The following is a 26,497-nucleotide window of genomic DNA, read 5'->3' as shown; positions in this document are numbered from 1 at the left end:
TTATTGGATTTTTGCTATGGCCCTAGTCATCACCACAAAATGCATCAACTGCGATATGTGCGAACCTGAATGCCCAAATCAGGCAATCAGCTTAGGCGACGCGATCTATGAGATTGATGTTGACCGCTGCACCGAATGCGTGGGCCATTATGATGTGCCGACCTGCCAAAGCGTCTGCCCGATTGATAACACCATTATTGCGGATCCACAGCACCCGGAAAGTCGTGAGATGCTGTGGGAGAAATTTGTGGTGTTGCACCCTTAGTTCTCGATAATTACCGTCGCGCAAGCGTAATGGCGTTCATCCGCTAACGTCACATGCACGTGCTGTACGCCGAGCTGGCTGGCAATCACTTTAGCCTGTTCAAAGAAACGTAACCCCGGCTTGCCCAGCGCGTCGTTGTACACTTCAAACTGATTGAACGCCAGGCCACCGCGAATGCCGGTACCGAACGCTTTCGCGGCCGCTTCTTTTACCGCAAAACGCTTGGCAAGAAAACGCACCGGCTGCTGGTGCGCCTGATATTGCTGCCACTCGGCTTCGCTCAATACGCGGCGCGCCAGGCGATCGCCGGAACGCTCAATCACGCCCGCGATACGCTCGATCTCTACGATGTCGCTGCCAAGTCCGAGAATCGCCATTAGCGACGCGCTTCCCGCATCAGTTGTTTCATCTCAGTAACCGCATCCGCCAAACCGCTAAACAGCGCGCGACCAATGATTGCGTGACCGATATTCAGCTCATGCATCTCAGGCAGTTCAGCAATCGGCTGTACGTTATGGTAGGTCAAACCGTGGCCGGCATTCACTTTCAGGCCAAGGCTGGCCGCGAAGGTAGCGGCTTTTCGGATACGCGACAGCTCAGCCTGGCGCTCGAGTCCTTCTGGCGCTTCGGCGTACGCGCCGGTGTGAATTTCAATATAGGGCGCGCCACTGGCAACGGCGGCTTCAATCTGGCGATGATCGGCATCGATAAACAGCGACACCAAAATCCCCGCTTCACTTAGCAAACGCACCGCCGCATTGATTTTATCCTGCTGGCCAGCCACATCCAGCCCACCTTCGGTGGTGACTTCCTGACGCTTTTCCGGCACCAGACAAACGAAGTGTGGTTTGATTTCGCAGGCAATGTCGATCATCTCGTCCGTGACCGCCATCTCCAGATTCATGCGCGTCTGAATGGTATCACGCAGAATGCGCACGTCGCGGTCGGTAATGTGGCGACGATCTTCACGCAGATGCACGGTAATGCCGTCGGCACCGGCCTGCTCGGCAACAAACGCGGCCTGTACCGGATCGGGATAGTTTGTGCCACGCGCATTGCGCACGGTAGCAATGTGGTCAATGTTGACGCCTAACAGCAACTCAGCCATGACAATCCTTAAATGTGTTCAGTGTGTTTGCAGTGTACCGTGCTGAATATATCAGGCGGTAGAACCAGCGCTAGTCGTTTGCCACATCGGGTTTCTTTTTTGGCACAAACTGGCGAAACAGCTCCTGACTCTTCAGCGGCTTACCACCAAGATAGGGCTTCAGTGCCATGCGCGTAAAGCGTTTAGCAGCGCGCAGGCTATCAGCATCCGGAAAATCACGTTCCCATATTGCCCGCAGCTGACGGCCGGTAAAGCTACGCTGGTTCACCACCAAACTGGCAATAAACCCTTTCTCTTCACGATAGCTGTAGGTCATCTCATCGGCGATCTCTTCGCCGCTGCCGGCGCAGTGCAGGAAATCCACGCCGTAACCAAGATGTCCCAGTAGCGCCAGCTCAAAGCGGCGTAGCGCCGGTTCAGGCGAGCCGTTGCCTGCCGCCAGCGTTTGGATGCAATGCAGATAATCGAAGAACATGTCAGAGAAGGGAATTTGCTGCTCCAGCACGCGTGAAAGCAGTTCATTAACGTACAGCCCGCAGTAGAGCGTGATGCCGCTCAGCGGTAATGCCAGTGAAACGGCTTCGGCGTTGCGCAGCGTTTTGACGTCGCCGCGGCCGCCCCAGCGCACCAGCAGTGGCGTGAAGGGTTGCAGCGCGCCTTTTAATTGAGAGCGGCGCGAACGGGCGCCTTTGGCAAGGACGCGGACGCGCCCTTCGCTTTCGCTGAACAGATCGAGGAGCAGGCTGGTTTCGCTGTAAGGGCGACTATGCAGCACAAAGGCGCGTTGCCAGCCTTCCATTGATTAACCTTCGTCAGAGTAACCTAAGCTGCGCAGCGCACGTTCATCGTCCGCCCAGCCAGATTTCACTTTAACCCACAGTTCAAGATGCACTTTCGCCTCAAACATCTCTTCCATGTCTTTACGCGATTCAATGCCGATGGTTTTGATCTTGGCGCCTTTATTGCCGATCACCATCTTCTTCTGGCCTTCGCGCTCAACAAGGATCAGGCCATTGATGTCATAGCCGCCGCGATCGTTAGAGACGAACTGCTCAATTTCTACGGTGACGGAATAAGGCAGCTCAGCGCCAAGGAAGCGCATCAATTTTTCACGGATGATCTCAGATGCCATAAAACGCTGCGATCGGTCGGTGACGTAATCTTCCGGGAAATGATGCTCAGATTTTGGCAGGCATTTGCGCGCAATCGCTGCAATAGCGTCAACGTTTTTGCCGCTTTCCGCAGAGATTGGTACGATTTCAAGGAAGTTCATCTGCTGGCTGAGGAACTGCAGATGGGGCAATAGAATGCTCTTATCCTGAATGTTATCGACTTTATTGATCGCCAATACCACAGGAACTTTGTTATCACGCAGCTTGTTAAGCACCATCTCGTCGTCTGGCGTCCAGCGCGTGCCTTCAACCACAAAGATTACCAGCTCAACATCTCCGATGGAGCTGCTGGCTGCACGGTTCATCAAGCGGTTGATCGCCCGCTTCTCTTCCATGTGCAGCCCTGGCGTATCCACGTAGATCGCCTGATAAGCGCCTTCGGTGTGGATGCCCATAATACGGTGACGCGTGGTTTGCGGCTTGCGTGAAGTGATCGACACCTTCTGTCCCAGCAACTGGTTCAGCAAAGTGGATTTACCGACGTTTGGTCGGCCTACAATCGCGACAAAGCCGCTATATGTTTCGAGTTCGCTCATTCGAGTCCTGACTTGGGCAGCGCCGCTTTCGACGCTGCGATGTGACTTATTTATTCGAGGCCAAGCTTAATTAATGCCTGTTCGGCGGCAGCTTGCTCGGCTTTACGGCGGCTGGAACCAATGCCCACCACCGGTTCTGCCATACCACTCACCTGACAGTGAATGGTGAATTCCTGATCGTGGGCTTCGCCACGCACCTGCACCACCAGATACGAGGGCAGCGGCAGGTGACGCCCTTGCAAATACTCTTGCAGGCGCGTTTTCGGATCTTTTTGCTTATCGCCTGGGCTGATCTGCTCCAGACGCGAGTGATACCAATCAAGAATCAGCTTTTCGACGGTCTGAATGCTGCTATCAAGGAAAATGCCGCCAATCAGCGCCTCAACGGTATCCGCGAGAATCGATTCCCGACGGAAACCGCCGCTTTTCAGCTCGCCCGGACCAAGACGTAAACATTCGCCGAGGTCAAATTCACGCGCCATCTCTGCCAACGTATTGCCGCGCACCAGCGTGGCACGCATGCGGCTCATATCGCCTTCATCGACGCGCGGGAAGCGGTGATAAAGCGCATTAGCGATCACGTAGCTGAGAATAGAATCGCCAAGGAATTCAAGACGTTCATTGTGTTTGCTGCTGGCACTACGGTGCGTCAATGCCTGCTGCAATAAATCCGGATGAGTAAAAGTGTAGCCCAGTTTGCGCTGCAGCTTGTTAATGACGATGGGGTTCATGCGATTCCAGTTGTTCTGTGCGTCTGTCACTCTGCATACGAAACAGGGCTGCGTACCAACCTGTTCTGTTTCGTGTGCACTGGCCTCCCTTACGGAAGGCCAACCTTTTTTTAAAGCTAATTAGTGAATCCCACCAATGCGGCTAAAGCGCACGCCGGTCGGCCACTGTCCTTCTTGTTTCTCGAAGCTCATCCAGATAGCAACCGCTTTGCCAACCAGATTCTTCTCGGGCACAAAGCCCCAGTAGCGGCTGTCGGCGCTGTTATCACGGTTATCACCCATCATGAAATACTGCCCTTCCGGCACAATCCAGGTCGATTGCGGCTGACCCGGCTGCTGATAATACATGCTTGCCTGACTCTGCGCTTCGTTTACTAACAAGATATCGTGCGTTACGTTGCCCAATGTCTCTTTACGCGTGCCGAGACGCAGGCCGCCCTTCATGGTTTCGCCCTGCGGTGCTTCGAAGAAGCCGTTGCCGGTTTCATTACCATCGAAACCGCTGAAGGTCTGAATGAAGTTGCTTGGCTCAACGTTAGTGTACGTCACCGGCAGTGCCGTGTCGCAATTGCCGCTGCTGCAACCCGGATTGATAGTCAGGGTTTTGCTGTACGGATCAAACACCACTTTGTCGCCCGGCAAACCAATCACGCGCTTGATGTAATCGACGCTTGGATCTTTCGGGTATTTGAAGACCGCGACATCACCACGCTGCGGATGACCGGTAGGGATCAGCGTATTTTGCGCAATCGGATCTTTAATACCGTAGGCAAACTTCTCTACGAGGATGAAGTCGCCAATCAGCAGCGTTGGCATCATTGAACCTGATGGAATCTGGAACGGCTCAAAAATAAATGAACGCACGATCAACACCACTGCCAGCACCGGGAATACCGATGCCGTAGTTTCAACCCAACCCGGTTGCGCTGCGACTTTCGCCAACGTTTTACTGTCGAGCGCGTTGCCTGCCTGCGCTTGTGCCGCAGCTTGTTTAGCACGACGAGCCGGAGCCCATTTAAAGCGATCGATACACCAGATAATGCCAGTGACCAGCGTGGCGATCACTAAAACCAGGGCGAACATGTTAGCCATTAAAAATCCTTATTTGCTGTCTTTACCGACATGCAGAATGGCAAGGAATGCTTCCTGCGGCAGCTCAACGTTGCCGACCTGCTTCATTCGCTTCTTACCGTCTTTCTGCTTCTGCAACAGTTTCTTCTTACGGCTAACGTCACCGCCATAGCATTTCGCCAGGACGTTTTTACGCAGCTGCTTGACCGTTGAGCGAGCGATAATGTGGTTGCCGATTGCCGCCTGAATCGCAATATCAAACTGCTGACGAGGGATCAGATCTTTCATCTTCTCCACCAGATCGCGGCCACGATATTGCGAGTTATCACGGTGAGTAATCAGCGCCAGCGCATCAACACGTTCTGAGTTAATCATCACGTCGACACGCACCATGTCAGAGGTTTGGAAACGTTTGAAGTTATAATCCAGCGACGCATAACCGCGTGACGTTGATTTCAGACGGTCGAAGAAATCGAGTACCACTTCAGCCATCGGAATTTCGTACGTCAGCGCGACCTGCTTGCCGTGGTAAACCATGTTGGTTTGCACGCCACGTTTTTCGATACACAGCGTAATGACGTTGCCGAGGAACTCCTGCGGCAGCAGCATATGACACTCAGCGATCGGCTCGCGCAGTTCGGCGATGTTATTCAGCGGTGGCAATTTCGACGGGCTGTCGACGTAAATCGTTTGACCGTCGGTGGTTTCCACTTCATACACTACGGTTGGCGCGGTGGTGATCAGATCGAGATCGTACTCGCGCTCCAGACGTTCCTGAATGATCTCCATGTGCAACAGACCGAGGAAGCCGATGCGGAAACCGAAGCCCAGCGCGGTTGAGCTCTCTGGCTCGTAGAACAGTGACGCATCGTTCAGACTCAGTTTGCCCAGCGCATCACGGAATGCTTCATAGTCGTCGGAACTGATTGGGAACAGGCCAGCGTAAACCTGTGGCTTCACTTTTTTGAAGCCCGGCAACACTTTTTCCGCCGGATTGCGCTGCAAGGTCAGCGTATCGCCCACTGGCGCGCCGAGGATGTCTTTAATCGCGCACACCAACCAGCCTACTTCACCGCAGTTCAACTCGTTGCGATCAACGCGTTTTGGCGTGAAGATACCTAAGCGGTCAGCGTTATAGCTTTGGCCAGAGCTCATGACCTTCACTTTGTCGCCTTTGCGCAGCGTGCCGTTCTTAATGCGAATCAGCGACACCACACCAAGATAGTTATCGAACCATGAGTCGATGATCAGCGCCTGTAAAGGACCTTCTGGATCGCCTTCTGGCGGCGGAATATCGCGCACCAAACGTTCCAACACATCGGGTACGCCGATGCCGGTTTTCGCCGAGCAACGTACCGCGTCGGTCGCATCGATGCCGACGATATCTTCAATCTCTTCCGCCACACGCTCAGGATCGGCCGCAGGCAGGTCGATTTTGTTCAGTACCGGTACCACTTCCAGATCCATTTCCATTGCGGTGTAGCAGTTTGCCAGCGTCTGTGCTTCAACGCCCTGTCCTGCATCGACCACCAGCAATGCTCCTTCACACGCCGCCAGCGAACGGGATACTTCATAGGAGAAGTCAACGTGACCCGGAGTATCGATAAAATTGAGCTGGTAAGTTTCACCGTTCAGCGCTTTGTAATCGAGCGTTACGCTCTGCGCTTTAATGGTAATGCCGCGCTCACGTTCCAAATCCATTGAGTCAAGAACTTGCGCAGCCATCTCACGATCGCTCAGGCCACCACAAATTTGAATCAAACGGTCAGAGAGCGTTGATTTGCCGTGGTCAATGTGAGCGATGATGGAGAAATTTCGTATGTGCTTCATTTATATGAATATCTTCACGTAAAAAATCAGTGGAAAACTTGAGCACAGACACTTTCAGGAAAGGGAGCTTTCCCCGAAACCTTGTCGGCCTCATTAATGACGACGCATATTACACTGTTAACGTCGCGCGTTAAAGAATGGAACTGTGGGGAATCGCAACAGAATTCAGAGATTAAGCAGAACGAAAAAGGCCGCACTAGACGCGGCCTGATGGGGATCAAGCTTCGTTTTCCACACGCAGTGCATCAGGAGGTAACGCAACGCTGAGAATCACGGGCTGAAAAGCCTCGCGATCGCCAAATAAGTTAGAAACACCTTTAGCGACAATAAAGCCACCGATTCCGCCCAACAGCGCGCCACAGGCCGCCGCTAAATCGCTGTGGAACAGCATCTGAAAAATCCCTGCAACTAAAAACAGGCCAAACAGCGGCGTCATGTAAACCAGCAACGCTGAACCCAAAAGGCTACTTTCACGGATGCCCAACTCAATACGCTGACCCGGTTGGAGCGGCTCAGCGCTGGCGATTGTCATCACGTGGGCGTTTTTAGGGCCCAGCTGATTAAGTGCGTGGCTGCCACAGCCTTTGCGTGCTGAGCAGCTATTACACGAGGTTTTTGCTTCCGTGTGCAGCGTGGCAACACCTTCTTTCCACGCCACAACGGTGGCCCATTCTCTCATCATTTTTGTGCACCCGAATCTATACTGTCCGCAATACGTTTGGCAGTGGCGGGCGGTAATTCACCCACCACCGTAATTTCACGATTATCGCGCACTTCTGTCTGCACCGTACGACGCCCAGTGCGCAATGCTTGCACGCTACTGCTTTTATCGGCAGGGGTGATATTGATAGCAAAACTAAATAAGCCATCGCTATACAGACGAGATTCAACGGTTTTGTTCATCGACGGAATATCACGTCGGCTTTGTGAAATCAGCTTCATGCCCGCCGGAAGCCAGTTTGGCTGCCAACTGAGTTCAACTTTGTCACCAGCCGGTAACGATAGCGAAGGCGGCAAGTTGGCCTTTTCCAGCCCCTGCATCAAATTACGTACGCCTTCATCGACGGCAAAACTGATCACGCGGAACTGCTCCAGCGTTTCGCCATCACGATCCAGCAGATCGATCCGCAGCGGCAATTTGGTATCGACATCCAGCCACACCACATAGCTGTAGCGCGTACCATCACGTGACACGATGCGCACCACTTCACACAGCTGATCGGCCATGCGCGAGCGCCCCACCGGGATGAAATCGTAGGCCTCACCCAAACGGGAGAAGTCCGCGAACATTAACCCAGGTAGCGCATCAATAATGTGATTGCCCGGCAGAGAGAAAGGATCCAATCCTGGCTCGAAATAGCTGATGTCATTACCACGCTGGATGACTTCACGGCGCGGCCCATCCATCTGCAAGAGTTGGGCGAAGATACGATTGTCGATAACCGCGTGACGATAACGCAGAGATTCAATGCCAAGGCGCGAGACATTGATGTAGGCAAATTCGTAGTTGAGGTTCTGGCTTGCCTGCTCCATCTGTTGCAACAACGCCCCGGACGCAGAGGTCTGCGCCGAGGCGATAGATGAGCAAAACAGGCTGCCTGCCAGCAGGCTAACGGCACACCAAAGCTGCTTCATTACTGCTGCTGAGTTCCTAACGACTGATTTCCGGGAACATTAGCCTGAGCCTGTTGCGGATCGTTCTTTTCAAACTGAACCTGATCGGCATGCAGACGACGTTGCAACTCATAATCCTGCAGCATGGCATTCACGCGACGACGCTGTTCCTGCACCTGCTGGTTAGAGCTGTTGGTATCAAATGCTTCTGAAGGCACGCCCAAGCTAACTGGCGATGCTTTACCCATCATTGGCAGCGTATTAAACGCTGGTGAATCAGAGGCTTCAGTAGCACTGCCCGATGGAGAACTGTTGAAATGCTGAACACCAACGATGACTGCCAGTGATACGCAAGCCGCCACACCAACCTGAGTCAGTTGAGCAGCCCAGCTCCCACCGCGGCGCCAAAACGGCATTTTCTCATAACGAGACGGCTCAGGCTGCGCTTCAGGGATCAGCGGAGTCACTTTGCGCGCTGGCTCATTTTCGATGGCCGCAGCCACGCGTGCGGAGATATCAAAATGCAGCACTTCTCCGATATCACCTCGCAAGGTGTCGCGGATGATGTGGTAGCTTTCCCAGCTTTGCTGAAGATCCGTATCCCTGGACAACGATGCCAACACTTCGTTATCTAAAGTTTCACCATCCATTAAAGCGGAAAGTTTTTCTTTCTGCATGCTTTGGTACCCTTCCAGTAGCCGTTATCACTGACGTTGGATAAGCGGTTGAACTTTATTATCAATAGCCTCTCGTGCACGGAAGATACGCGAACGTACGGTACCAACCGGACAATCCATGATGACGGCAATCTCTTCGTAACTTAGGCCATCCAATTCCCTGAGGGTAATAGCCATACGAAGATCTTCGGGAAGCGCCTCAATGGTGCGAAAGACGATTTGTTTCAGTTCCTCAGACAACATTAAGTTCTCAGGGTTCGAAATTTCTTTCAGTGCGCCTGCACTTTCAAAATTTTCCGCGTCAATCGCATCCACATCGCTGGATGGTGGACGTCGCCCCTGAGCAACCAGATAATTTTTCGCTGTGTTAACCGCAATGCGGTACAGCCATGTATAAAAGGCGCTGTCGCCACGGAATGATTCCAGTGCGCGATACGCTTTAATAAAAGATTCCTGAACCACGTCAGGCACATCGCCTGAAGGAACATAGCGTGAAACCAGGCTCGCCACTTTATGCTGGTAACGAATCACCAGTAGATTAAAGGACTTTTGATCTCCCTTCTGAACCCGCTCAACGAGAACCTGATCCGTTAACTGCTCGCTCATCCGAGGTAATGTCTCCCCAAAACTTTTTTATGCGTAAGTGAACTGCCAGCACATCTCATTGTTCTGAGCAAGCATGCGCTTAGAGTGATCTGTTGGCCTGAAGTTCACTACGACCAGAATTTTTCCGTATCGGAACCACGACATCATTGTTGTTGATTGTCTTTCAGTGTAGCGACTTGCCACACTGGCGGTGTCTTTTGCGGCACCGATAATCGCTGGCAGAGTACCTTATGACGCCTGCATTTTCATCTTTATTACCTGAATTTTCAGAGTGTTTGATATAAAAAACACGTTCTGTTTATTTTTCAACTTAACTCACTGATATCGCGTTACAATCTCTCTTTGCTGGATAATTTTTCCACGTATCTTGTTCAAAATACTTCACAGCAACCGCATCCGGGCTTATGCTCAAGCCACCTTTTGTTTAGTAAATTAAACATTATGACTACGCTCCCTGAATATCAGTGTGATGTGCTTATCGTCGGAAGCGGTGCCGCAGGTTTGTCATTAGCATTACGCCTGGCACCGCATTATCAGGTTACCGTGCTGAGCAAAGCCCAGGTCAATGAGGGTTCAACTCTATATGCCCAAGGCGGAATCGCGGCCGTATTTGATGAGACCGACAGCATTGAATCGCATGTGGAAGATACGCTGATTGCCGGTGCAGGCTTGTGCGATCGCGACACCGTAAACTTTATTGCCAGCAACGCGCGTCATTGCGTGCAATGGCTGATTGATAATGGCGTCGCCTTTGACAAAGAGCCGCACGGTGATGGGGAAGCACGTTACCACCTCACGCGTGAAGGCGGCCACAGTCATCGTCGCATTCTGCACAGTGCCGATGCCACCGGTCGCGCGGTGGAAACCACGTTGGTAAGCCAGGCGCTTAGCCATCCCAATATCCGTATTATTGAACGCACTAATGCGGTGGATTTGATCCTCTCCGATAAACTCGGCCTGCCAGGGAAACGTCGCGTAGTGGGCGCGTGGATCTGGAACCGCAATCGTGAACAGGTAGAAACCTGCCGCGCGCGCGCCGTGGTGCTAGCGACAGGCGGTGCGGCGAAAGTGTATCAGTACACCACCAACCCCGATGTCGCATCGGGCGATGGTATTGCCATGGCATGGCGCGCCGGCTGCCGCGTGGCCAATCTGGAATTCAATCAATTCCATCCCACCTGTTTATTCCATCCGCAGGCGCAGAACTTCCTGTTAACCGAAGCATTGCGCGGTGAAGGTGCCTGGCTGTTGCGTCCCGACGGCACGCGCTTTATGCCAGATTTTGATCAACGCGCCGAGCTGGCGCCGCGCGACGTCGTGGCCCGTGCCATCGATCACGAGATGAAACGCCTGGGCGTTGATTGCATGTATCTCGACATCAGCCATCAGCCGGAGAGTTTTGTGCGTGCGCACTTCCCGATGATCTATGAAAAGCTGCTGACGTTTGGCCTCGATCTCACCAAAGATCCGATTCCCATCGTACCCGCAGCACACTACACCTGCGGCGGCGTGATGGTCGATCAACAGGGCCGTACCGACGTTGACGGGCTGTATGCCATTGGCGAAGTCAGCTACACCGGTTTGCATGGCGCGAATCGGATGGCATCAAATTCGCTACTGGAGTGCCTGGTTTATGGATGGTCAGCGGCTGAAGACATGATCGCTAGCCTACCCGATGTCACCGCAGTCGAACATTTGCCTGCATGGGATGAGAGCCGCGTAGATGATGCAGATGAACGGGTTGTTATCCAACACAACTGGCATGAGCTGCGGCTCTTTATGTGGGATTACATGGGCATTGTGCGCACCACCAAACGTCTGGAGCGCGCGCTACGGCGTATCAATTTGTTGCAGCAGGAGATCGATGAGTACTACGCTCACTTCCGCCTCTCTAACAATCTGCTGGAACTGCGCAATCTGGTACAGGTCGCCGAGCTGATGGTGCGCTGTGCGCTGGAGCGCAAAGAGAGCCGCGGGCTGCACTTCACCCTCGACAATCCCGAGCTTCTTGCCGACGCGTTACCCACCATCCTGCAGCCTAAAAGTTAGCGGAATAGGTAGAACGCTTTGACCAGGCTGAGCCAATCTGCCGAATAGCTTTTATCTTCATTACGAATGGCAAGACGTTCCAGCAACGTTTCGCCAGCGGTGGGTGAAAAGCCCAGCACCAGGCGATTCGGCGGACGCTGGGCATAAGCGGCAACGTCGTAGCGATAACGCAGATGCCATCCATCCGCCTGCGCCAGCGAAATCAGCGTTTCACCCGCCTCAGCGGGCAGCACCACGCAAAACAGGCCCTCTTCTTCGATCAGCTGTGCGGCACAGCGCAGCAGCGTGCGATGATCGAGCGTGGTGGTGCTGCGCGCGGCATCTCGCTCTGCGCTGCTGGAAGCCATGCCTGGCGCAAAGAAAGGCGGATTACTGACGATCAGTGAGTAGCGCTTTTCACACTGCTTGCTCCAGCTCACGATATCCTGATGATGGACCGTTATTCGATCCGCCCACGGCGAGGCCTGCATATTTTCCTGCGCCTGGCTCGCCGCATTGGCTTCCAGTTCAACCGCATCAATTTCAACCGGTTGCGGCGTGCGTTGGGCCAGCATTAACGCAATTAGCCCGCTACCGCAGCCAATGTCGAGAATGCGGCGCACACCCGCAACCGGTGCCCAGGCACCGATTAATACGCCATCCGTACCGACTTTCATCGCACAGCGATCGTGCGCTACAAAAAACTGCTTAAAGGTAAAACCATCTTTTCTTAACGTCGCCCGCACCGGCGGTTGGTCCTGAGACATGCTTAACTACCATTGAATTTTTTACTGCCGGAAGTGTAACGTGGTGGGGATGGGAATTCACCTGCGCCTGTAATACCTACACAAACAGATGAAGATTATATTCGTTCTGTCTATAATCAGCGCCCCAAACTGAGGTAGACCATGACCGTAACCACATTCTCCGAACTCGAACTCGACGAAAGCCTGCTACAAGCTTTGCAGGAAAAAGGCTTCACTCGCCCTACTGTTATTCAGGCCGAGACCATTCCTGCCGCGCTGGAAGGCCGTGACGTTCTGGGTTCGGCTCCAACCGGGACGGGGAAAACTGCAGCGTTTTTGCTGCCCGCTTTACAGCATTTGCTCGATTTTCCGCGCAAAAAGTCAGGCCCACCGCGCATTCTGATTGTTACCCCGACGCGTGAACTGGCGATGCAGGTTGCCGATCACGCACGTGAACTGGCTAAACATACGCACCTTGATATCGCCACTATCACCGGCGGCGTGGCGTATATGAACCATGCTGAAGTCTTCAGCGAAAACCAGGATATCGTGGTGGCGACCACCGGCCGCTTACTACAGTACATCAAAGAAGAGAACTTCGACTGCCGCGCCGTCGAAACGCTGATTCTTGATGAAGCTGACCGCATGCTCGACATGGGCTTCGCTCAGGATATCGAGACCATCGCCGCAGAAACCCGCTGGCGCAAACAGACGCTGCTGTTCTCTGCGACGCTGGAAGGCGAACACATTAAAGACTTCGCTGAGCGCTTGCTGAACGAGCCGGTTTTCATTGAGGCCGACCCAAGCAAAAGCGAACGTAAAAAGATTCAGCAATGGTATTACCGCGCCGACGACCTCGAGCATAAAAACAAGCTGCTGATTCACCTGCTGAACCAGCCCGATGCAACGCGCGTTATCGTGTTTGTACGCAAACGTGAGCGTCTGCATGAGCTGGTTACCTGGCTGCACGAAGCCGGCATTCGCACGAGCTATCTTGAAGGTGAAATGGTGCAGGTGAACCGTAACGAAGCCATCAAGCGCATGAATGATGGCCGCGTTAAGGTGATGATCGCCACTGACATTGCCGCGCGCGGTATCGACATTGACGATATTTCGCACGTCATTAACTACGATTTGCCACGCACCGCTGATACCTACCTGCATCGTATAGGTCGTACTGCGCGTGCGGGCCGTAAAGGTACCGCGATCTCTCTGGTTGAAGCGCACGATCACGTGCTGCTGGGCAAAATCACCCGTTACATCAACGAACCGTTGAAAGCGCGCGTGATTGAAGAGCTGCGTCCAGCAAGCCGCGCGCCAAGTGCCAAAGTAACCGGAAAACCGTCGAAAAAGGCGCTGGCGAAGCGTAAAGAGAAGAAAGAGAAAGAAGAAGAGAAACCGCGCGTGAAAAAACGCCATCGCGATACCAAAAATGTCGGTAAACGCCGCAAGCCAAGCGGCAGCGAGGCGTCAGAATCCGGTGCGGAATAAAACAGCACTCACTACATTTAATCGCCTCTTTTGAGGCGATTTTTTTATTTAAGCGTAGCGAAATACTGCTTTCGCAGTGGAATTACTTTAAGACTACGATCCGGTCCACTGAACTGAACCCCTAAAAAGCAAAAAAGCCGCGTCGATCGGCCTCGACGCGGCTTGTATTGCTGTGTGTATTTTCGTCAGCGCTAAAATTACAGGCTTTCGGTGAACGTACGGGTAATCACATCACGCTGCTGTTCTGGCGTCAGCGCGTTGAAACGAACTGCATAACCAGAAACGCGGATGGTCAACTGCGGATATTTTTCTGGATGGTTTACCGCATCTTCCAGCGTTTCACGACGCAGCACGTTAACGTTCAGATGCTGGCCACCTTCAATGCGCACCTGCGGTTTCTGTTCCAGCGGGATTTCACGATAGGCAATTTCACCCAAATCGCTGATCGCAACGATTTGATCTTCAACGAAATCACCTTTGGCGCACAGGCAGCGCGCTTCGGCTTTATCATCATCCAGCAACCAGAATGAGTTCAATAGCTGTGGATTGTTTGCCTGAGTAATTTGAATACCGGTAATCATAGAAGGCCTCCAGGGCATTACGCCGTCGCATCAGGACGGCGAGGTTAATGACGTTATCGAATGCTCTGGTATATCACCGCGAGAAGACCGCTGTTTTGACCTGTATCAATTTCGCCCAATCATCAATCAGCGGTTTAAATCTAACAAATTGATTCATAACAATTTAAATAATTAACTTTTTCTGCAATTATTCAAATTATTTTTACCCTTCTGCTGTTGAGCATGACACGTTAAGCTAGTTGCAAAATTTTGCAGGGAGTCAATGATGGCTGAGAAGCTAACCTGGCACGACGTGCTGGCTGAAGAGAAAGAGAAACCTTACTTCGTTGAGACGCTCAAAGCGGTTGCCAATGAACGCGCCGCGGGCGTGACGGTTTATCCGCCGCAGAAGGATGTATTTAACGCCTTCCGCCTGACTGAATTGGGCGATATCAAAATGGTCATTTTAGGGCAAGATCCCTACCACGGCCCAAATCAGGCACATGGATTGGCCTTTTCGGTGCTGCCAGGCGTGGCTATTCCGCCGTCACTGCTAAATATGTACAAAGAATTAGAGCAGGATATTCCCGGCTTTATTCGTCCGCAGCACGGTTTTCTTGAAAGCTGGGCGACGCAAGGCGTGATGTTGTTGAACACCGTGTTGACGGTGGAAGCCAGTAAGGCGCATTCACACGCGCGCTTTGGCTGGGAAACCTTTACGGATAACGTCATCAGCGCCATCAATCAACATCGCGAAGGCGTGATTTTCTTGCTGTGGGGATCGCACGCGCAGAAGAAAGGCAGCATCATCGATACTCAGCGACATCATGTATTGAAGGCGCCACATCCCTCTCCGCTCTCCGCACATCGCGGCTTTTTTGGTAGTAAACACTTTTCTCAGGCTAACGCGCTGCTAAGCCAATCAGGTCAAACGCCGATTGACTGGATGCCAATTTTGCCCTGAAAAACAAACGGCCGCATTCAGCGGCCGTTGTCATTACAGTAACGGATTAGCCTTTGGCTTTCGTCACTGCCACCATCGCCGGACGCAACAGGCGGCCGTTAAGGGTGTAACCGCGCTGCATCACCATCAGCACATGGTTTGGCGCCATATCGTCAGACTCCATCATTGACATCGCCTGATGGATTTCCGGGTTGAACGGCACGTTAGTATCGCCAACCACTTCTACACCAAACTTACGCACCGCGCCCAGCAGCGACTTCAGCGTCAGCTCGATGCCTTCAATCATCGAAGCCAGTTCGGCGTTATCTTTGTCTGCAACTTCCAGCGCGCGCTCCAGGCTATCAATCACTGGCAGCAGCTCGTTGGCAAATTTTTCCAGCGCAAACTTATGCGCCTTTTCTACATCCATCTCGGTACGGCGGCGGATGTTTTCGATCTCCGCTTGCGCACGCAGCTGTGCATCACGCACGCCGGTCTGCGACTGTGCTAATTCAGCTTCCAGTTGCGCGATACGTTCATCACGAGGATCCACCTCAGCGGTTGTCTCTGCGTCCACGTGCTGCTGATCCTGTTGAATTTCTTCTGAGACTTGCTCGTTTGGGGTGTTCTGTTCTTTACTACTCATGAATTTCTCCGCGTTTTGCACATTCATCTCGCTGGTTGGCTTATTATGGGGATCAGTTTGACGGTTTCAAGTAAACCCATCACATTGCCGGGCCGTTTTGGCTTATAAGGAACTCGCGCTAAATGAACAAACACTTTAACTGCATCGGGATTGTCGGTCATCCGCGTCATCCTACGGCGTTAACCACCCATGAAATGCTCTGGCGCTGGCTAACAGCGAAGGGTTATGAGGTGATTGTTGAGCAGCAGATTGCGCGCGAGCTGGATTTAAAAAACGCCGAAACCGGCAGCCTGGCGGACATTGGCCAACGTGCCGATTTAGCCGTGGTTGTTGGTGGTGATGGCAATATGCTCGGCGCGGCACGCGTATTGGCGCGCTATGACATCAAAGTCATCGGCATTAACCGTGGCAATCTCGGTTTTCTCACCGATCTCGATCCAGACAACGCACAACAGCAGCTTGATGATGTGTTGCAGGGCGACTATTTCGTTGAAAGCCGCTTCTTGCTGGAGGCGCAGGTGTGCAAGGAAGCGTGTTCACCGCGAATTGGCAGCGCCATCAATGAGGTCGTGCTGCATCCCGGTAAAGTGGCGCACATGATTGAATTTGAAGTCTATATTGATGAGGTTTTCGCTTTTTCACAGCGTTCCGATGGACTGATTATCTCTACGCCAACCGGCTCAACAGCCTATTCGCTCTCGGCTGGCGGCCCTATTCTTACGCCATCGCTGGACGCGATTACCCTGGTGCCGATGTTCCCGCATACGCTCTCCGCGCGTCCGCTGGTGATCAATAGCAGCAGTACGATTCGCCTGCGCTTTTCATCTTTGCGTAGCGATCTGGAGATCAGCTGCGACAGCCAGATCGCCCTACCAATCCAGGAAGGTGAAGATGTCCTCATTCGTCGCAGCGCCAATCATTTGAACCTCATCCACCCAAAAAACTATAACTATTTTAATACGTTAAGTTCAAAGCTAGGCTGGTCAAAAAAATTGTTCTGAAAATCACCGCTGAGCACTTTACTGTATAAAAAACCAGTTTATACTGTATGTAAAACCATATCTGTTTTTACATACAGGTGATTCTATGTTGGCACAATTGACCATCAGTAACTTTGCTATCGTTCGTGAACTGGAGATCGACTTTCATCGTGGTATGACGGCGATCACGGGAGAAACCGGCGCAGGTAAATCCATCGCAATCGATGCGCTGGGTCTGTGTTTGGGCGGCCGCGCTGAAGCAGATATGGTGCGTCAGGGTGCCCGTCGCGCGGATATCTGCGCCCGCTTCCAGTTGAAATCGTCCCCCTCAGCGCAACGCTGGCTGGTAGAAAATCAGCTGGATGAAGGAAACGAATGCCTGCTGCGTCGCGTGATTAGTGCCGACGGACGGTCGCGTGGCTTTATCAATGGCACATCGGTGCCGTTGTCGCAGTTACGTGAATTGGGTCAATTATTGATTCAAATTCACGGCCAGCATGCCCATCAATTGCTGCTGAAATCGGATCATCAAAAACATCTGCTGGATGCGTACGCTGCACATGATGGCGTGCTGGCTGAGATGCGCCAGCATTACCAGCGCTGGCATCAGAGCTGCCGGGCATTGGCGCAGCATCAGCAGCTTTCACAAGAGCGCGAATCGCGTCGTGAGTTGCTGCAGTATCAATTAAAAGAACTCAATGAATTTGCCCCTCAGTCAGGCGAATTTGAACAGATTGATGAAGAGTACAAACGCCTGGCAAACAGCGGCCAACTGCTTTCGACCAGCCAGCAGGCGCTCCAAATCTTGGCCGATGGTGATGACACGAATCTGCAAAGCCTGCTGTATAGCGCTCGCAATATGCTGGGTGAGCTGCTGACGTTGGATAATAAAGTCAGCGGCGTATTCAATCTGCTGGAAGAAGCGGCAATTCAGCTCAGTGAAGCCAGCGACGAACTGCGCCATTATTGTGAACGTCTGGATCTCGATCCCAACCGTCTGCATGAACTGGAGCAACGTCTGTCACGACAGATTGCCCTTTCGCGTAAGCATCACGTTTCCCCTGAAGCCTTACCCGTTCTTTACCAGCAACTGCTTGATGAAGCGGAGCAGTTGTCGCAGCAAGAGAGCGACCAGGAGCTTCTGCAGTCTGAGGTGGTAGCCCATCATCAGGCAGCATTAGCCAGTGCGGAAAAACTGCATCAACTGCGTGAACATTCGGCGCAGGAATTGAGCCAACTGATCACACAAAGCATGCGCACCTTAGCCATGCCGCACGGCCAGTTTGCCATTGTGCTGGAGTTCAATGCCGATCAACTCACCGCTGATGGCGCGACGCGCATTGATTTTCGCGTAACCACTAACCCAGGCCAACCCTTACAGCCGCTAGGTAAAGTGGCTTCAGGTGGTGAACTGTCGCGTATAGCTCTCGCGATTCAGGTGATCACCGCCCAGAAAATGGAAACGCCAGCGATGATTTTCGATGAAGTGGATGTCGGCATCAGCGGCCCAACCGCCGCTGTCGTGGGGCAAATGCTCCGTCAGCTTGGTGAGTCAACGCAGGTGATGTGTGTAACGCATCTGCCGCAGGTTGCCGGTTGTGGCCATCAGCACTTCTATGTCAGCAAAGAAACAGATGGTGCGATGACGGAAACCCATATGCAGCCGCTGGACAAACGTGCCCGCTTACAAGAGTTGGCCCGTTTACTGGGCGGAAGCGAAGTCACGCGTAACACGCTGGCTAACGCTAAAGAACTTTTAGCCGCCTGATAACGCACTTTTTTTCCGACTGGTGGTCTTATGCTTGCTCTGTAGAGGTTTCAAATAGCGAAAAGGTTTATTATCATCGGCTGTTATAAAGATCGAGTGATAAAGCCTGCCGCAGGCAGAGTTCAGAATTTGATGGCAGAAAAATAGCCTGCTGAAAGGCGTTTGGCCCCAGAAAAGGAATGTATAGATGCGCTGTAAAACGCTGACTGCCGCGGCAGTAGTAATGTTGATGATGACCGCCGGATGTTCCACCCTTGAGCGCGTTGTGTATCGTCCGGATATCAATCAGGGGAACTACCTGGTCGCCAACGATGTGTCGAAGATTCATAACGGTATGACGCAGCAGCAGGTCGCCTATACCCTTGGCACGCCGATGATGCATGATCCCTTTGGCAGCAACGTTTGGTATTACGTGTTCCGTCAGGAACCAGGCCATGAAGGCGTTAAACAGCAGACGCTGACCTTGACCTTCGACAGCAATGGTACGTTGACCAACATTGATAACAAACCAAAGCTCTCTGGTAGCGAAGGCTAAGTGAACACCATAAAAAAAGGCGCCTGGGCGCCTTTTTTGTTTTTTAATCTCAGCTATTTCTTCTCAGCGGAACGTTCTGCACGTTGACGACGCAATTCTTTAGGGTCAGCAATCAGTGGACGATAGATTTCAATACGATCCCCATCCTGCACAACATCGCCTGGCTTTACAGGGCGACTATAAATACCAACTTTGTTGCTATTTAAGTCAATATCCTTACGTAGCGACAACAAACCCGATGCGTTAATGGCTTGCTCAACCGTTGTGCCCTCTGCCACTTTTATCGAGCGCAAATACTGCTTATCGGGCAACGCGTAAACCACCTCGACGCTGATATCAGGCACGATAAACCTCTTTCGCGCGCTGACTGAACGCCTGCACCATGCTGTTGGCAAGCTCTTTAAAGATACGGCCAAATGCCATTTCAACCAGCATATTGGTAAATTCAAAATCGAGATTCAACTCAACTTTACAAGCATCATCACCTAATGAAGTGAAGTGCCAACCGCCTGTCAATTTTCGAAATGGGCCATCAACCAGCTGCATTAAAATACTCTGGTTACTGATCAACGTATTGCGGGTGGTGAAGGTTTTACTGATGCCCGCTTTCGAGACATCAACCGCCGCAGTCATTTGATCCCCGTTGTTATCCAGCACGCGGCTGCCCGTGCAGCCCGGCAGAAACTGCGGATATGCGTCTACATCATTCACAAGACGGTACATTTGCGCAGCGCTATAAGGGACCAGCGCTGAACGACTAATCTGGGCCATAATGGTTCCTGTTCGTCACAAAACCATTGAATAATACCATTTTCGGTCACCAAACAAAAATTCACGGCTTTGCCTGGTGTGCTAAAATGGAGTGTTTTTTACCGCCCTGCAGGACAGGGGATGCGCCCATAAACTGAGTGATGTAGACTACGCCGCACTATGACAAAGAAAAAAGCTAACAAACCCGGTTCAGCCACTATTGCCCTCAATAAACGCGCACGCCACGAATACTTCATTGAAGAAGAGTTTGAGGCGGGTATGTCGTTACAAGGATGGGAAGTCAAATCACTCCGTGCCGGCAAGGCTAACATCAGCGATAGCTACATACTGCTGCGCGATGGCGAAGCTTATCTGTTCGGCTCGACTTTCCAGCCGCTGGCCGTTGCCTCAACACACGTGGTGTGTGATCCCACGCGCAATCGTAAGCTGCTGCTGAACCAGCGCGAACTTGATTCGCTGTACGGTCGTGTTAACCGCGAAGGTTTTACCGTGGTTGCACTATCAATGTATTGGAAAAATGCCTGGGCCAAACTGAAAATCGGCGTGGCACGCGGCAAGAAAGAACATGACAAACGTGATGATGTTAAAGAACGTGAATGGAAAATGGATAAAGCACGTATCATGAAGAATTCAAAGCGTTAAGCGCTGGATTTCAACGTCTGTTTTCTGTAGTATAGAAATTTCTTGGGGCTGATTCTGGACTCGACGGGATTGTGAAGCCTTAGGAGCATGCCGAGGGGCGGTTTGCCTCGTAAAAAGCCGCAAAAAAATAGTCGCAAACGACGAAAACTACGCTTTAGCAGCTTAATAACCTGCTTTGAAGCCCTCTCTCCCTAGCTTCCGCTCTTAAGACGGGGATCAAGAGAGGTCAAACCCAAAAGAGATCGTGTGGATGCCTTGCCTGGGGTTGAAGCACTAAATCTAATCAGGCTAGTTTGTCAGTGGCGTGTCTGTCCGCAGCTGGCCGGCGAATGTAAAGACTGACTAAGCATGTAGTGCCGACGGTGTAGTAATTTCGGACGCGGGTTCAACTCCCGCCAGCTCCACCAAAATCCTTCGAAGATGATTCCAGAGTCATCCGTAGAAGTCCTAGAAGCCCGCACGGCACAAGCCCTGCGGGCTTTTTTGTGTCTGTAATCTTCCGAGACGATCCGCCTGAATCCAGTGATAATTGGTATACGAATTGGTATACGCTAGAATGTATGCCAATTCCGTATACCAATTCATGCAGGAAATACAGACATGGCAAGGACTACGCGCCCATTAACCAACACAGAAGTTCAACGCGCTAAAGCAGATGATAAAGATATGACCCTGCATGATGGCGATGGGCTTTTTCTGGTCATAAAAACCAGTGGAAAAAAGCTTTGGCGCTTTCGCTATCAACGCCCGGTAACGAAGCAACGGACCATGATCGGATTAGGGCCCTTCCCTGCCCTTTCACTTGCCAATGCCCGTAGCTTAAGAGCGGATTATCTTTCCCTATTAGCTAATGGGATCGATCCGCAAGTACAGGCAGAGGTTGCAGAGGAGCAGCATCAGATTGCTCTGGATAGCATTTTCTCAACTGTCGCTGCTAACTGGTTCCAGCTTAAAAGCAAAAGCGTCACACCTGATTACGCGAAAGATATTTGGCGCTCATTAGAGAAAGATGTATTTCCTGCCGTTGGTGAAATACCTGTTCAGAAAATTAAAGCCAGAACGTTAGTTGAGGCACTTGAACCCATCAAAGCCAGAGGTGCTTTAGAAACGGTTCGCCGATTAGTGCAGCGTATAAACGAAATAATGATTTATGCTGTAAATACAGGTCTAATCGATGCCAATCCAGCATCTGGGATTGGCATGGCTTTTGAGAAACCTAAAAAACAAAATATGCCAACTTTAAGGCCAGAAGAACTTCCAAAATTAATGCGCTCTTTAGCCTTATCAAATCTTTCAGTTTCGACACGGTGCCTGATTGAATGGCAACTAATTACTCTTGTCCGGCCTTCGGAGGCTTCAGGGACGCGCTGGGCTGAGATAGATTTCGATGCAAAACTATGGACTATCCCAGCTGAACGAATGAAGGCTAAGCGGGAGCACATCATTCCGTTGCCGACTCAAGCTTTAAGTATTCTTGAACTGATGATTCCAATTAGTTCACATCGAGAATACGTTTTTCCAAGCAGGAATGATCCGAAGCAAGCAATGAATAGCCAGACGGCTAACGCCGCTTTGAAACGAATGGGATATGGAGGCAAGTTAGTTGCACATGGTTTACGTTCAATAGCTAGTACAGCCATGAATGAAATGGGTTTCAACTCTGATGTTATCGAAGCTGCACTTGCTCATAGCGACAAAAATGAGGTCAGAAAAGCCTACAACCGAACAACATATTTAATGCAACGAACCGAGTTAATGAGTTGGTGGGGCGACGCCATTTATTCAATTGATTTCTTTAAAAGGGAGCCGAAATGAGTAAATATCAAAAAATAGATTTAGCATATAACTTTCTAATTGAGAAGGAAAAGGAAGGAGCCACTTTTAAGTTGACTGAGTTGTCAGCGGCAAGCACGTGGTCACTGAAAACCTGCTCAACACATATATCAAAAAAGCTTAGCACCTATTTCCAAAGAGAAGGTGAAGATTATATAACCAATGGTATTCTTTTTTTGAGTAAAAATGACTTCAGAGCAACACTAAGTCAAATATCGACACTCTCGAATAATTACTCCAGAAAGGGGATCCTTCTTAACAAAGCCAAAGAATTTGCAGTGCTTGCTGTTTCCACCTATAACAACCCAACCATAAAATTCAAAACTTATGGTTTTATAGTGAACATGAACATAGCTTTCACATCGTTGTTTCACGCCATATTTGAGAAAAATGGAGTTGATTACTTTTACAAAGATGGACTTGGGGTTACTATATTCATTGATGGAGAAGAAAAAGCATGGGAACTAAAGGAATGTACAGAGAAATATTGGCCAGGCACAACCTCTCCAATTAAGTCGAATCTTCACTTCTTAATTGGCCTTAGAAATAAAATTGAACATCGTTTCTTACCTGTAATTGACTTGATGTGTAGTGGGGAATGTCAAGCAGCGTTAACTAATTTTGAAAATATCATTACTAAAGAGTTTGGCGATGAGCATGCTTTGCTGGTAAACCTAGCTGTATCTATGCAACTTAGCCGAGCATCTACCGAAGCTAAGGTTGAAGCATTAAAACAATTCCAATCACAAAACTACTCCGTTGTGAGGGAGTTTATGAGTGCCCAACATCATGAGCTAGACCAAGAAACATTGGAGAGTCAAGAGTATCGTATCAAAGCCTTTTTAATTCCTAAAATTGGAAACCACGCCTCCACATCAGATTTATCAATAGAGTTTGTTAACTTTAGGAAGCTTAATGATGAAGAAAAAGAGCAATATGAACAAGGAATAACCTTTATAAAGGAAGTAAGGACTCCGTTTATACATAAGCCATCTGACATCGTATTAAAGATAAAGGACACACATCAGTTCTTTAATATGGCACTGCATACCAAGTGCTGGAAATTTTTCGAAGCCAGACCGATAGAAGTGAACGTTGACTTCAAAGGACCTTACTCTGGATTTGTTTTGGGATTCAATAACTACCTTTATACTAATGATTGGATTGTATATTTAAAAGAACAGCTCAACGATGAAGTTACACTACATAATATTCGTGCATATTAAGGATTAATGATGAGTGGCTATTTTCGGTTAGATAGAGACTGGGGCTTCTTACAGGCTTTAGAGGAAATCAATTCTCACTATAAACCCGGAGGCATGGTTTCCGGAATGGCTAGAAATGTTCAAATACAAAACTGGGGGGTCATAGTCGGTCGAACTCGAGCACTTGCCGAGGTTGAACTTGCAATATCATCATCAGGCTCAAAAAACAAACTTTGCAAATTAATACAAATCTCAGCTTCATCATTGAATTCTATGATTAGTTTTTTTGAACGTCTTCCTAATGACATTAATAATCATGGCACCCTACAGGGAATATCAGTCGCAGGTCATTTTTTACTTCGTCAGATAGGAAATGGAGGGAATGCAGTAGTTTGGAAAACGAGGGATGAGAATAATAAATTCCACGTAATGAAAATCGCGAGACGCGCCAAAGGCATATCTTTATCAAGATTCAATGATGAGATCGCTACATTAAAAAAACTAGCCGCCATCAATGACAGCAACATTCACACAATACCCATAATAAGCAATTATTCAAACTTGGATGATGATGGATTAGCTTGGTTTACTATGCCTGAAGCCATTCCATTAGATAACTATTTCGAGAAACACTCGTCAACTCCCCTGAGTATTCTAAAAGGCATGATTGACATTTGTATAACCATTGAAAGACTTCACGCAAACCACATATTCCACCGAGACATTAAGCCGGACAATATTCTTATTCATCAAAACAAATGGGCTTTAGGTGATTTCGGCATTGCAACATTCCCTGATAAGGAAAAAGTAACGAAGGAAGGGACTAAGATGGGATCATTGCATTACTATGCGCCGGAAATGTTAAGCAACTCCCCTGAAAACTCAGGTTCACATGCAGATGTATATAGCTATGCAAAGTCATTATGGGCTCTATTAAGTGGAAATAGATTCCCCATAGCTGGAGAACTCCGCTTAGACCGTCCCGAGGCCTTAATATCAACTTACTGTAAGCTTGAGAATGTTGAGTTATTGGACGAAATAATCTCAGCTTGCACAAGTTATACGCCAACGAATCGCCCTTCAATTTCTGAGCTAAAGACTACCCTTGAAAAAGTGATTGAGGGTAAGTGATCCCCCGCAGCGCGCACTCGTACCCCCGCCACGCCTGCCCGCTTTATGTAGCAGTTATCATGCGGTTGCATGAGTCCCTTCAGGCCGCGCCACTGCTGGCCTGAATTGCATTAAGTCAGCTGCATTTATTCATGCGTTTTCATGCAGCATAGGCATGCACTCATGCGCTTCAGGCTGGCCAGAGAAAAGGGATGTAAAAAACCGGCACGATGACCGGTAAAGTGTGGCTGATAAAAACTCAGCTGGGGGCGTTCTGGCGGTTCGATAGTCTGCTGGCTGATCCATAACGGTTTAGCGTCTGCCGTTGTGGCGGTAATTCTTTCTTGGGGACATCTTCAGTTACCTTCTGCGGTTTCATGATAATGGTGTCCAGACTCTCCAGAGTAGTGAACGTGCAGGAGCAGTCGATATTACGACACTGATACCACGTCTTTTTTAACGTACCTGTCTGATATTCGCTGGTACGCGTGTGTGCGGTCATGCTGCATTCAGGGCATTTCATTGCCATCACGTTTTTTTCCTTCTGTTTAACGCCAGTCCCCGTCCAGGCTGGAGTTACGGTTTATAAAGCCGTTATCGTTAGCTTTCTTTGTAGGGGGAGAGCCAATGGCGGCTCCGGTGAATGCATTGTGCCGTTGCTGGCACAGTCGAGCTATCGGATGGCGTTGTGTGATGGCCCAGACAAAATGACCTTCTTCTGGCTGGCGGCAAGGTGACATATTGGCTCCCTGCTCAACTTTTAAATTTATATATATCCTTCACCATTCTTCACCTTAATAAAAAAGAGAGTAAATACAGTATATTAAAGGGTGAACAATTAATGGTTATCCCTTCACCCAGTGTTCACCATGCTTCACCTGGCTTTTTATGCAGATAAACTTTATCGAGTGTTTATTTCGATTGGTTTAAACATAATTAATCATTGAAAACGATTTGCATAATTCATCTCAGCACTATTGGTCTATATTGCCCTATATTTACCTGAGCAAAAAACAGGCGGTTAATTTTTGCGCGCCTGTGCCAGCCGCAGCACCATCTCGCCTTGTTGCTTTGGCAGTAAATATGCTGAGAATAAAGAGCTACCCGACTCCGGACGTATCTGTCCGTATCACCACGGACTCAATAAGAGGTAGCTCATGCACACCGTATTATCCGCAAACTCCTCCGCTCCTGCGGCCCCGGCTTTACCCGTAAACCCGGTGCTAAATGACCGCTTCCTGCGGCTGCCGGAAGTCATGCACGTCTGCGGCCTGTCCCGCTCCACCATTTACGACCTTATCAGCCGCAACGCCTTCCCGGCGCAGGTGTCGCTTGGCGGCAAGAACGTGGCATGGCTCGCCAGTGAAATCAGCGTCTGGATGAGCGATCGCATTGCAGCACGCGGTCAGGAGCGCACCGCATGAGGTTTTTAAACCGTGCGGGTAAATCACGCGAACCCTCTGTCGCGCATACAGTGCCGCCTGTGCATGTGACTGGCGCCGGGATGGGTAAACCGCTACAGCCGCAGCGCTTTCGCGCAACGAAGCCAGCCTTAAGCCTGCAATGTGCAGGCGTCCCGCCCTCCGGTATCCGGACTGTTTCCCGTGGCGACATTTCTCCCGCCAGCTG

At 50.6% G+C, this 26,497-nt stretch carries 29 protein-coding genes and 1 other RNA gene; 13 read left to right on the top strand and 17 right to left on the bottom strand.

From position 1 onward, the window contains the following. Nucleotides 1-16: 16 nt before the first annotated feature. Nucleotides 17-265, top strand: a complete 249-nt coding sequence (locus CRO19_RS14250; RefSeq protein ID WP_097096402.1) for a YfhL family 4Fe-4S dicluster ferredoxin — start codon at nucleotides 17-19, stop codon at nucleotides 263-265. Here CRO19_RS14250 and acpS read toward each other — a convergent pair. The 11 genes from acpS to rpoE all read right to left on the bottom strand — a co-directional run bounded on the left by acpS (nucleotide 262) and on the right by rpoE (nucleotide 9,610). After that, nucleotides 262-642, bottom strand: coding sequence for a holo-ACP synthase (gene acpS, locus CRO19_RS14245; protein ID WP_007886180.1), 381 nt, complete (start codon nucleotides 640-642; stop codon nucleotides 262-264). The genes CRO19_RS14250 and acpS overlap by 4 nt on opposite strands. Then, a complete protein-coding gene (gene pdxJ, locus CRO19_RS14240; protein WP_097096401.1) occupies nucleotides 642-1,373 on the bottom strand; it encodes a pyridoxine 5'-phosphate synthase in 732 nt (243 codons plus the stop codon). Before pdxJ ends, acpS begins: the two co-directional genes overlap by 1 nt. Before the next feature lie 70 nt (nucleotides 1,374-1,443). After that, entirely contained in the window at nucleotides 1,444-2,172 is a 729-nt protein-coding gene (gene recO / locus CRO19_RS14235) for a DNA repair protein RecO (protein ID WP_097096400.1), read from the bottom strand. A gap of 3 nt (nucleotides 2,173-2,175) precedes the next feature. Next, nucleotides 2,176-3,081 carry a GTPase Era gene (era, locus tag CRO19_RS14230; protein WP_008101512.1) on the bottom strand — a complete coding sequence of 302 codons (906 nt, stop codon included), beginning with the start codon at nucleotides 3,079-3,081 and terminating at the stop codon, nucleotides 2,176-2,178. Between the two features lie 50 nt (nucleotides 3,082-3,131). After that, nucleotides 3,132-3,812: a ribonuclease III gene (gene rnc, locus CRO19_RS14225; RefSeq protein WP_036620136.1), complete on the bottom strand. Its 681-nt coding sequence runs from the start codon at nucleotides 3,810-3,812 to the stop codon at nucleotides 3,132-3,134. A 120-nt stretch (nucleotides 3,813-3,932) separates the two neighbouring features. Further along, complete coding sequence (lepB, locus tag CRO19_RS14220) at nucleotides 3,933-4,904, bottom strand: signal peptidase I (protein WP_097096399.1); 972 nt, start codon at nucleotides 4,902-4,904, stop codon at nucleotides 3,933-3,935. 9 nt (nucleotides 4,905-4,913) lie between these two features. Continuing rightward, a complete protein-coding gene (gene lepA / locus CRO19_RS14215) occupies nucleotides 4,914-6,713 on the bottom strand; it encodes a translation elongation factor 4 (protein ID WP_097096398.1) in 1,800 nt (599 codons plus the stop codon). Between the two features lie 217 nt (nucleotides 6,714-6,930). Then, nucleotides 6,931-7,395, bottom strand: a complete 465-nt coding sequence (gene rseC, locus CRO19_RS14210) for a SoxR-reducing system protein RseC (RefSeq protein ID WP_097096397.1) — start codon at nucleotides 7,393-7,395, stop codon at nucleotides 6,931-6,933. After that, on the bottom strand, nucleotides 7,392-8,348 hold the full coding sequence (rseB, locus tag CRO19_RS14205; RefSeq protein ID WP_097096396.1) for a sigma-E factor regulatory protein RseB: 957 nt from the start codon (nucleotides 8,346-8,348) through the stop codon (nucleotides 7,392-7,394). Before rseB ends, rseC begins: the two co-directional genes overlap by 4 nt. Continuing rightward, nucleotides 8,348-9,004, bottom strand: a complete 657-nt coding sequence (rseA, locus tag CRO19_RS14200) for an anti-sigma-E factor RseA (RefSeq protein WP_097096395.1) — start codon at nucleotides 9,002-9,004, stop codon at nucleotides 8,348-8,350. The genes rseB and rseA overlap by 1 nt, the downstream gene beginning before the upstream one ends. Nucleotides 9,005-9,031: 27 nt before the next feature. Continuing rightward, nucleotides 9,032-9,610, bottom strand: a complete 579-nt coding sequence (gene rpoE / locus CRO19_RS14195; RefSeq protein ID WP_007886161.1) for an RNA polymerase sigma factor RpoE — start codon at nucleotides 9,608-9,610, stop codon at nucleotides 9,032-9,034. A gap of 441 nt (nucleotides 9,611-10,051) precedes the next feature. Here rpoE and nadB point away from each other — a divergent pair, with 441 nt between their 5' ends. Continuing rightward, the gene (gene nadB, locus CRO19_RS14190; RefSeq protein ID WP_097096394.1) at nucleotides 10,052-11,659 is read left to right on the top strand and encodes an L-aspartate oxidase; all 1,608 of its coding nucleotides are present in this window, start codon (nucleotides 10,052-10,054) and stop codon (nucleotides 11,657-11,659) included. Here the strand turns inward: nadB and trmN are convergent. Then, nucleotides 11,656-12,405: a tRNA(1)(Val) (adenine(37)-N(6))-methyltransferase TrmN gene (gene trmN, locus CRO19_RS14185; RefSeq protein ID WP_097096393.1), complete on the bottom strand. Its 750-nt coding sequence runs from the start codon at nucleotides 12,403-12,405 to the stop codon at nucleotides 11,656-11,658. The genes nadB and trmN overlap by 4 nt on opposite strands. 141 nt (nucleotides 12,406-12,546) lie before the next feature. On the opposite strand from trmN, the gene srmB reads away from it, so the two are divergent. Further along, nucleotides 12,547-13,875: an ATP-dependent RNA helicase SrmB gene (gene srmB / locus CRO19_RS14180; protein WP_097096392.1), complete on the top strand. Its 1,329-nt coding sequence runs from the start codon at nucleotides 12,547-12,549 to the stop codon at nucleotides 13,873-13,875. 197 nt (nucleotides 13,876-14,072) lie between these two features. On the opposite strand, the gene grcA is transcribed toward srmB, so the two are convergent. Beyond that, nucleotides 14,073-14,456 carry an autonomous glycyl radical cofactor GrcA gene (grcA, locus tag CRO19_RS14175; protein WP_097096391.1) on the bottom strand — a complete coding sequence of 128 codons (384 nt, stop codon included), beginning with the start codon at nucleotides 14,454-14,456 and terminating at the stop codon, nucleotides 14,073-14,075. A gap of 265 nt (nucleotides 14,457-14,721) precedes the next feature. Between grcA and ung the strand changes: the two genes are divergently transcribed. Further along, nucleotides 14,722-15,399, top strand: a complete 678-nt coding sequence (gene ung, locus CRO19_RS14170) for a uracil-DNA glycosylase (RefSeq protein ID WP_097096390.1) — start codon at nucleotides 14,722-14,724, stop codon at nucleotides 15,397-15,399. A gap of 46 nt (nucleotides 15,400-15,445) precedes the next feature. Here the strand turns inward: ung and grpE are convergent, their stop codons facing one another. Next, entirely contained in the window at nucleotides 15,446-16,024 is a 579-nt protein-coding gene (gene grpE, locus CRO19_RS14165; RefSeq protein WP_097097663.1) for a nucleotide exchange factor GrpE, read from the bottom strand. A 122-nt stretch (nucleotides 16,025-16,146) separates the two neighbouring features. On the opposite strand from grpE, the gene nadK reads away from it, so the two are divergent. The 3 genes from nadK (at nucleotide 16,147) to bamE (ending at nucleotide 19,307) form a co-directional block, all read left to right on the top strand. Beyond that, nucleotides 16,147-17,025 carry an NAD(+) kinase gene (nadK, locus tag CRO19_RS14160; RefSeq protein ID WP_097096389.1) on the top strand — a complete coding sequence of 293 codons (879 nt, stop codon included), beginning with the start codon at nucleotides 16,147-16,149 and terminating at the stop codon, nucleotides 17,023-17,025. Nucleotides 17,026-17,110: 85 nt separating this feature from the next. Then, nucleotides 17,111-18,772 carry a DNA repair protein RecN gene (gene recN / locus CRO19_RS14155; protein ID WP_097096388.1) on the top strand — a complete coding sequence of 554 codons (1,662 nt, stop codon included), beginning with the start codon at nucleotides 17,111-17,113 and terminating at the stop codon, nucleotides 18,770-18,772. A 187-nt stretch (nucleotides 18,773-18,959) separates the two neighbouring features. Beyond that, on the top strand, nucleotides 18,960-19,307 hold the full coding sequence (gene bamE / locus CRO19_RS14150; RefSeq protein WP_097096387.1) for an outer membrane protein assembly factor BamE: 348 nt from the start codon (nucleotides 18,960-18,962) through the stop codon (nucleotides 19,305-19,307). 53 nt (nucleotides 19,308-19,360) lie between these two features. On the opposite strand, the gene CRO19_RS14145 is transcribed toward bamE, so the two are convergent. Both CRO19_RS14145 and CRO19_RS14140 read right to left on the bottom strand, forming a co-directional pair. After that, complete coding sequence (locus CRO19_RS14145) at nucleotides 19,361-19,651, bottom strand: RnfH family protein (protein ID WP_097096386.1); 291 nt, start codon at nucleotides 19,649-19,651, stop codon at nucleotides 19,361-19,363. Beyond that, nucleotides 19,644-20,078 carry a type II toxin-antitoxin system RatA family toxin gene (locus tag CRO19_RS14140; protein WP_097096385.1) on the bottom strand — a complete coding sequence of 145 codons (435 nt, stop codon included), beginning with the start codon at nucleotides 20,076-20,078 and terminating at the stop codon, nucleotides 19,644-19,646. Before CRO19_RS14140 ends, CRO19_RS14145 begins: the two co-directional genes overlap by 8 nt. 159 nt (nucleotides 20,079-20,237) lie before the next feature. On the opposite strand from CRO19_RS14140, the gene smpB reads away from it, so the two are divergent. From smpB to CRO19_RS14115, 5 genes are all read left to right on the top strand, one after another. After that, nucleotides 20,238-20,720 carry an SsrA-binding protein SmpB gene (gene smpB, locus CRO19_RS14135; protein ID WP_097096384.1) on the top strand — a complete coding sequence of 161 codons (483 nt, stop codon included), beginning with the start codon at nucleotides 20,238-20,240 and terminating at the stop codon, nucleotides 20,718-20,720. Between the two features lie 44 nt (nucleotides 20,721-20,764). After that, nucleotides 20,765-21,127, top strand: a transfer-messenger RNA (tmRNA) gene (gene ssrA / locus CRO19_RS14130). Nucleotides 21,128-21,320: 193 nt separating this feature from the next. Beyond that, on the top strand, nucleotides 21,321-22,535 hold the full coding sequence (locus CRO19_RS14125) for an integrase domain-containing protein (RefSeq protein WP_097096383.1): 1,215 nt from the start codon (nucleotides 21,321-21,323) through the stop codon (nucleotides 22,533-22,535). Further along, nucleotides 22,532-23,779 carry a DUF3644 domain-containing protein gene (locus CRO19_RS14120; protein ID WP_097096382.1) on the top strand — a complete coding sequence of 416 codons (1,248 nt, stop codon included), beginning with the start codon at nucleotides 22,532-22,534 and terminating at the stop codon, nucleotides 23,777-23,779. The genes CRO19_RS14125 and CRO19_RS14120 overlap by 4 nt, the downstream gene beginning before the upstream one ends. A gap of 6 nt (nucleotides 23,780-23,785) precedes the next feature. After that, a complete protein-coding gene (locus tag CRO19_RS14115; RefSeq protein WP_097096381.1) occupies nucleotides 23,786-24,889 on the top strand; it encodes a protein kinase domain-containing protein in 1,104 nt (367 codons plus the stop codon). Nucleotides 24,890-25,127: 238 nt separating this feature from the next. Here the strand turns inward: CRO19_RS14115 and CRO19_RS14110 are convergent, their stop codons facing one another. Beyond that, complete coding sequence (locus CRO19_RS14110) at nucleotides 25,128-25,397, bottom strand: ogr/Delta-like zinc finger family protein (RefSeq protein WP_097096380.1); 270 nt, start codon at nucleotides 25,395-25,397, stop codon at nucleotides 25,128-25,130. Between the two features lie 628 nt (nucleotides 25,398-26,025). On the opposite strand from CRO19_RS14110, the gene CRO19_RS14105 reads away from it, so the two are divergent. Further along, a complete protein-coding gene (locus tag CRO19_RS14105) occupies nucleotides 26,026-26,292 on the top strand; it encodes a helix-turn-helix transcriptional regulator (RefSeq protein WP_097096379.1) in 267 nt (88 codons plus the stop codon). Nucleotides 26,293-26,497: the final 205 nt, after the last annotated feature.

This window comes from Candidatus Pantoea floridensis, assembly GCF_900215435.1.
Lineage (GTDB): Bacteria > Pseudomonadota > Gammaproteobacteria > Enterobacterales > Enterobacteriaceae > Pantoea > Pantoea floridensis.
Note: the sequence above shows the minus strand (reverse complement) of the source record. Positions and strands in the feature narration are given on the sequence as shown.

What these genes read in the sequence shown, in the direction of transcription:
- CRO19_RS14250 (WP_097096402.1), top strand. Translation starts at nt 17, where the DNA reads ATGGCCCTAGTCATCACCACAAAATGCATCAACTGCGATATGTGCGAA.
- acpS (WP_007886180.1), bottom strand. Translation starts at nt 642, where the DNA reads ATGGCGATTCTCGGACTTGGCAGCGACATCGTAGAGATCGAGCGTATC.
- pdxJ (WP_097096401.1), bottom strand. Translation starts at nt 1,373, where the DNA reads ATGGCTGAGTTGCTGTTAGGCGTCAACATTGACCACATTGCTACCGTG.
- recO (WP_097096400.1), bottom strand. Translation starts at nt 2,172, where the DNA reads ATGGAAGGCTGGCAACGCGCCTTTGTGCTGCATAGTCGCCCTTACAGC.
- era (WP_008101512.1), bottom strand. Translation starts at nt 3,081, where the DNA reads ATGAGCGAACTCGAAACATATAGCGGCTTTGTCGCGATTGTAGGCCGA.
- rnc (WP_036620136.1), bottom strand. Translation starts at nt 3,812, where the DNA reads ATGAACCCCATCGTCATTAACAAGCTGCAGCGCAAACTGGGCTACACT.
- lepB (WP_097096399.1), bottom strand. Translation starts at nt 4,904, where the DNA reads ATGGCTAACATGTTCGCCCTGGTTTTAGTGATCGCCACGCTGGTCACT.
- lepA (WP_097096398.1), bottom strand. Translation starts at nt 6,713, where the DNA reads ATGAAGCACATACGAAATTTCTCCATCATCGCTCACATTGACCACGGC.
- rseC (WP_097096397.1), bottom strand. Translation starts at nt 7,395, where the DNA reads ATGATGAGAGAATGGGCCACCGTTGTGGCGTGGAAAGAAGGTGTTGCC.
- rseB (WP_097096396.1), bottom strand. Translation starts at nt 8,348, where the DNA reads ATGAAGCAGCTTTGGTGTGCCGTTAGCCTGCTGGCAGGCAGCCTGTTT.
- rseA (WP_097096395.1), bottom strand. Translation starts at nt 9,004, where the DNA reads ATGCAGAAAGAAAAACTTTCCGCTTTAATGGATGGTGAAACTTTAGAT.
- rpoE (WP_007886161.1), bottom strand. Translation starts at nt 9,610, where the DNA reads ATGAGCGAGCAGTTAACGGATCAGGTTCTCGTTGAGCGGGTTCAGAAG.
- nadB (WP_097096394.1), top strand. Translation starts at nt 10,052, where the DNA reads ATGACTACGCTCCCTGAATATCAGTGTGATGTGCTTATCGTCGGAAGC.
- trmN (WP_097096393.1), bottom strand. Translation starts at nt 12,405, where the DNA reads ATGTCTCAGGACCAACCGCCGGTGCGGGCGACGTTAAGAAAAGATGGT.
- srmB (WP_097096392.1), top strand. Translation starts at nt 12,547, where the DNA reads ATGACCGTAACCACATTCTCCGAACTCGAACTCGACGAAAGCCTGCTA.
- grcA (WP_097096391.1), bottom strand. Translation starts at nt 14,456, where the DNA reads ATGATTACCGGTATTCAAATTACTCAGGCAAACAATCCACAGCTATTG.
- ung (WP_097096390.1), top strand. Translation starts at nt 14,722, where the DNA reads ATGGCTGAGAAGCTAACCTGGCACGACGTGCTGGCTGAAGAGAAAGAG.
- grpE (WP_097097663.1), bottom strand. Translation starts at nt 16,024, where the DNA reads ATGAGTAGTAAAGAACAGAACACCCCAAACGAGCAAGTCTCAGAAGAA.
- nadK (WP_097096389.1), top strand. Translation starts at nt 16,147, where the DNA reads ATGAACAAACACTTTAACTGCATCGGGATTGTCGGTCATCCGCGTCAT.
- recN (WP_097096388.1), top strand. Translation starts at nt 17,111, where the DNA reads ATGTTGGCACAATTGACCATCAGTAACTTTGCTATCGTTCGTGAACTG.
- bamE (WP_097096387.1), top strand. Translation starts at nt 18,960, where the DNA reads ATGCGCTGTAAAACGCTGACTGCCGCGGCAGTAGTAATGTTGATGATG.
- CRO19_RS14140 (WP_097096385.1), bottom strand. Translation starts at nt 20,078, where the DNA reads ATGGCCCAGATTAGTCGTTCAGCGCTGGTCCCTTATAGCGCTGCGCAA.
- smpB (WP_097096384.1), top strand. Translation starts at nt 20,238, where the DNA reads ATGACAAAGAAAAAAGCTAACAAACCCGGTTCAGCCACTATTGCCCTC.
- CRO19_RS14125 (WP_097096383.1), top strand. Translation starts at nt 21,321, where the DNA reads ATGGCAAGGACTACGCGCCCATTAACCAACACAGAAGTTCAACGCGCT.
- CRO19_RS14120 (WP_097096382.1), top strand. Translation starts at nt 22,532, where the DNA reads ATGAGTAAATATCAAAAAATAGATTTAGCATATAACTTTCTAATTGAG.
- CRO19_RS14115 (WP_097096381.1), top strand. Translation starts at nt 23,786, where the DNA reads ATGATGAGTGGCTATTTTCGGTTAGATAGAGACTGGGGCTTCTTACAG.
- CRO19_RS14110 (WP_097096380.1), bottom strand. Translation starts at nt 25,397, where the DNA reads ATGGCAATGAAATGCCCTGAATGCAGCATGACCGCACACACGCGTACC.
- CRO19_RS14105 (WP_097096379.1), top strand. Translation starts at nt 26,026, where the DNA reads ATGCACACCGTATTATCCGCAAACTCCTCCGCTCCTGCGGCCCCGGCT.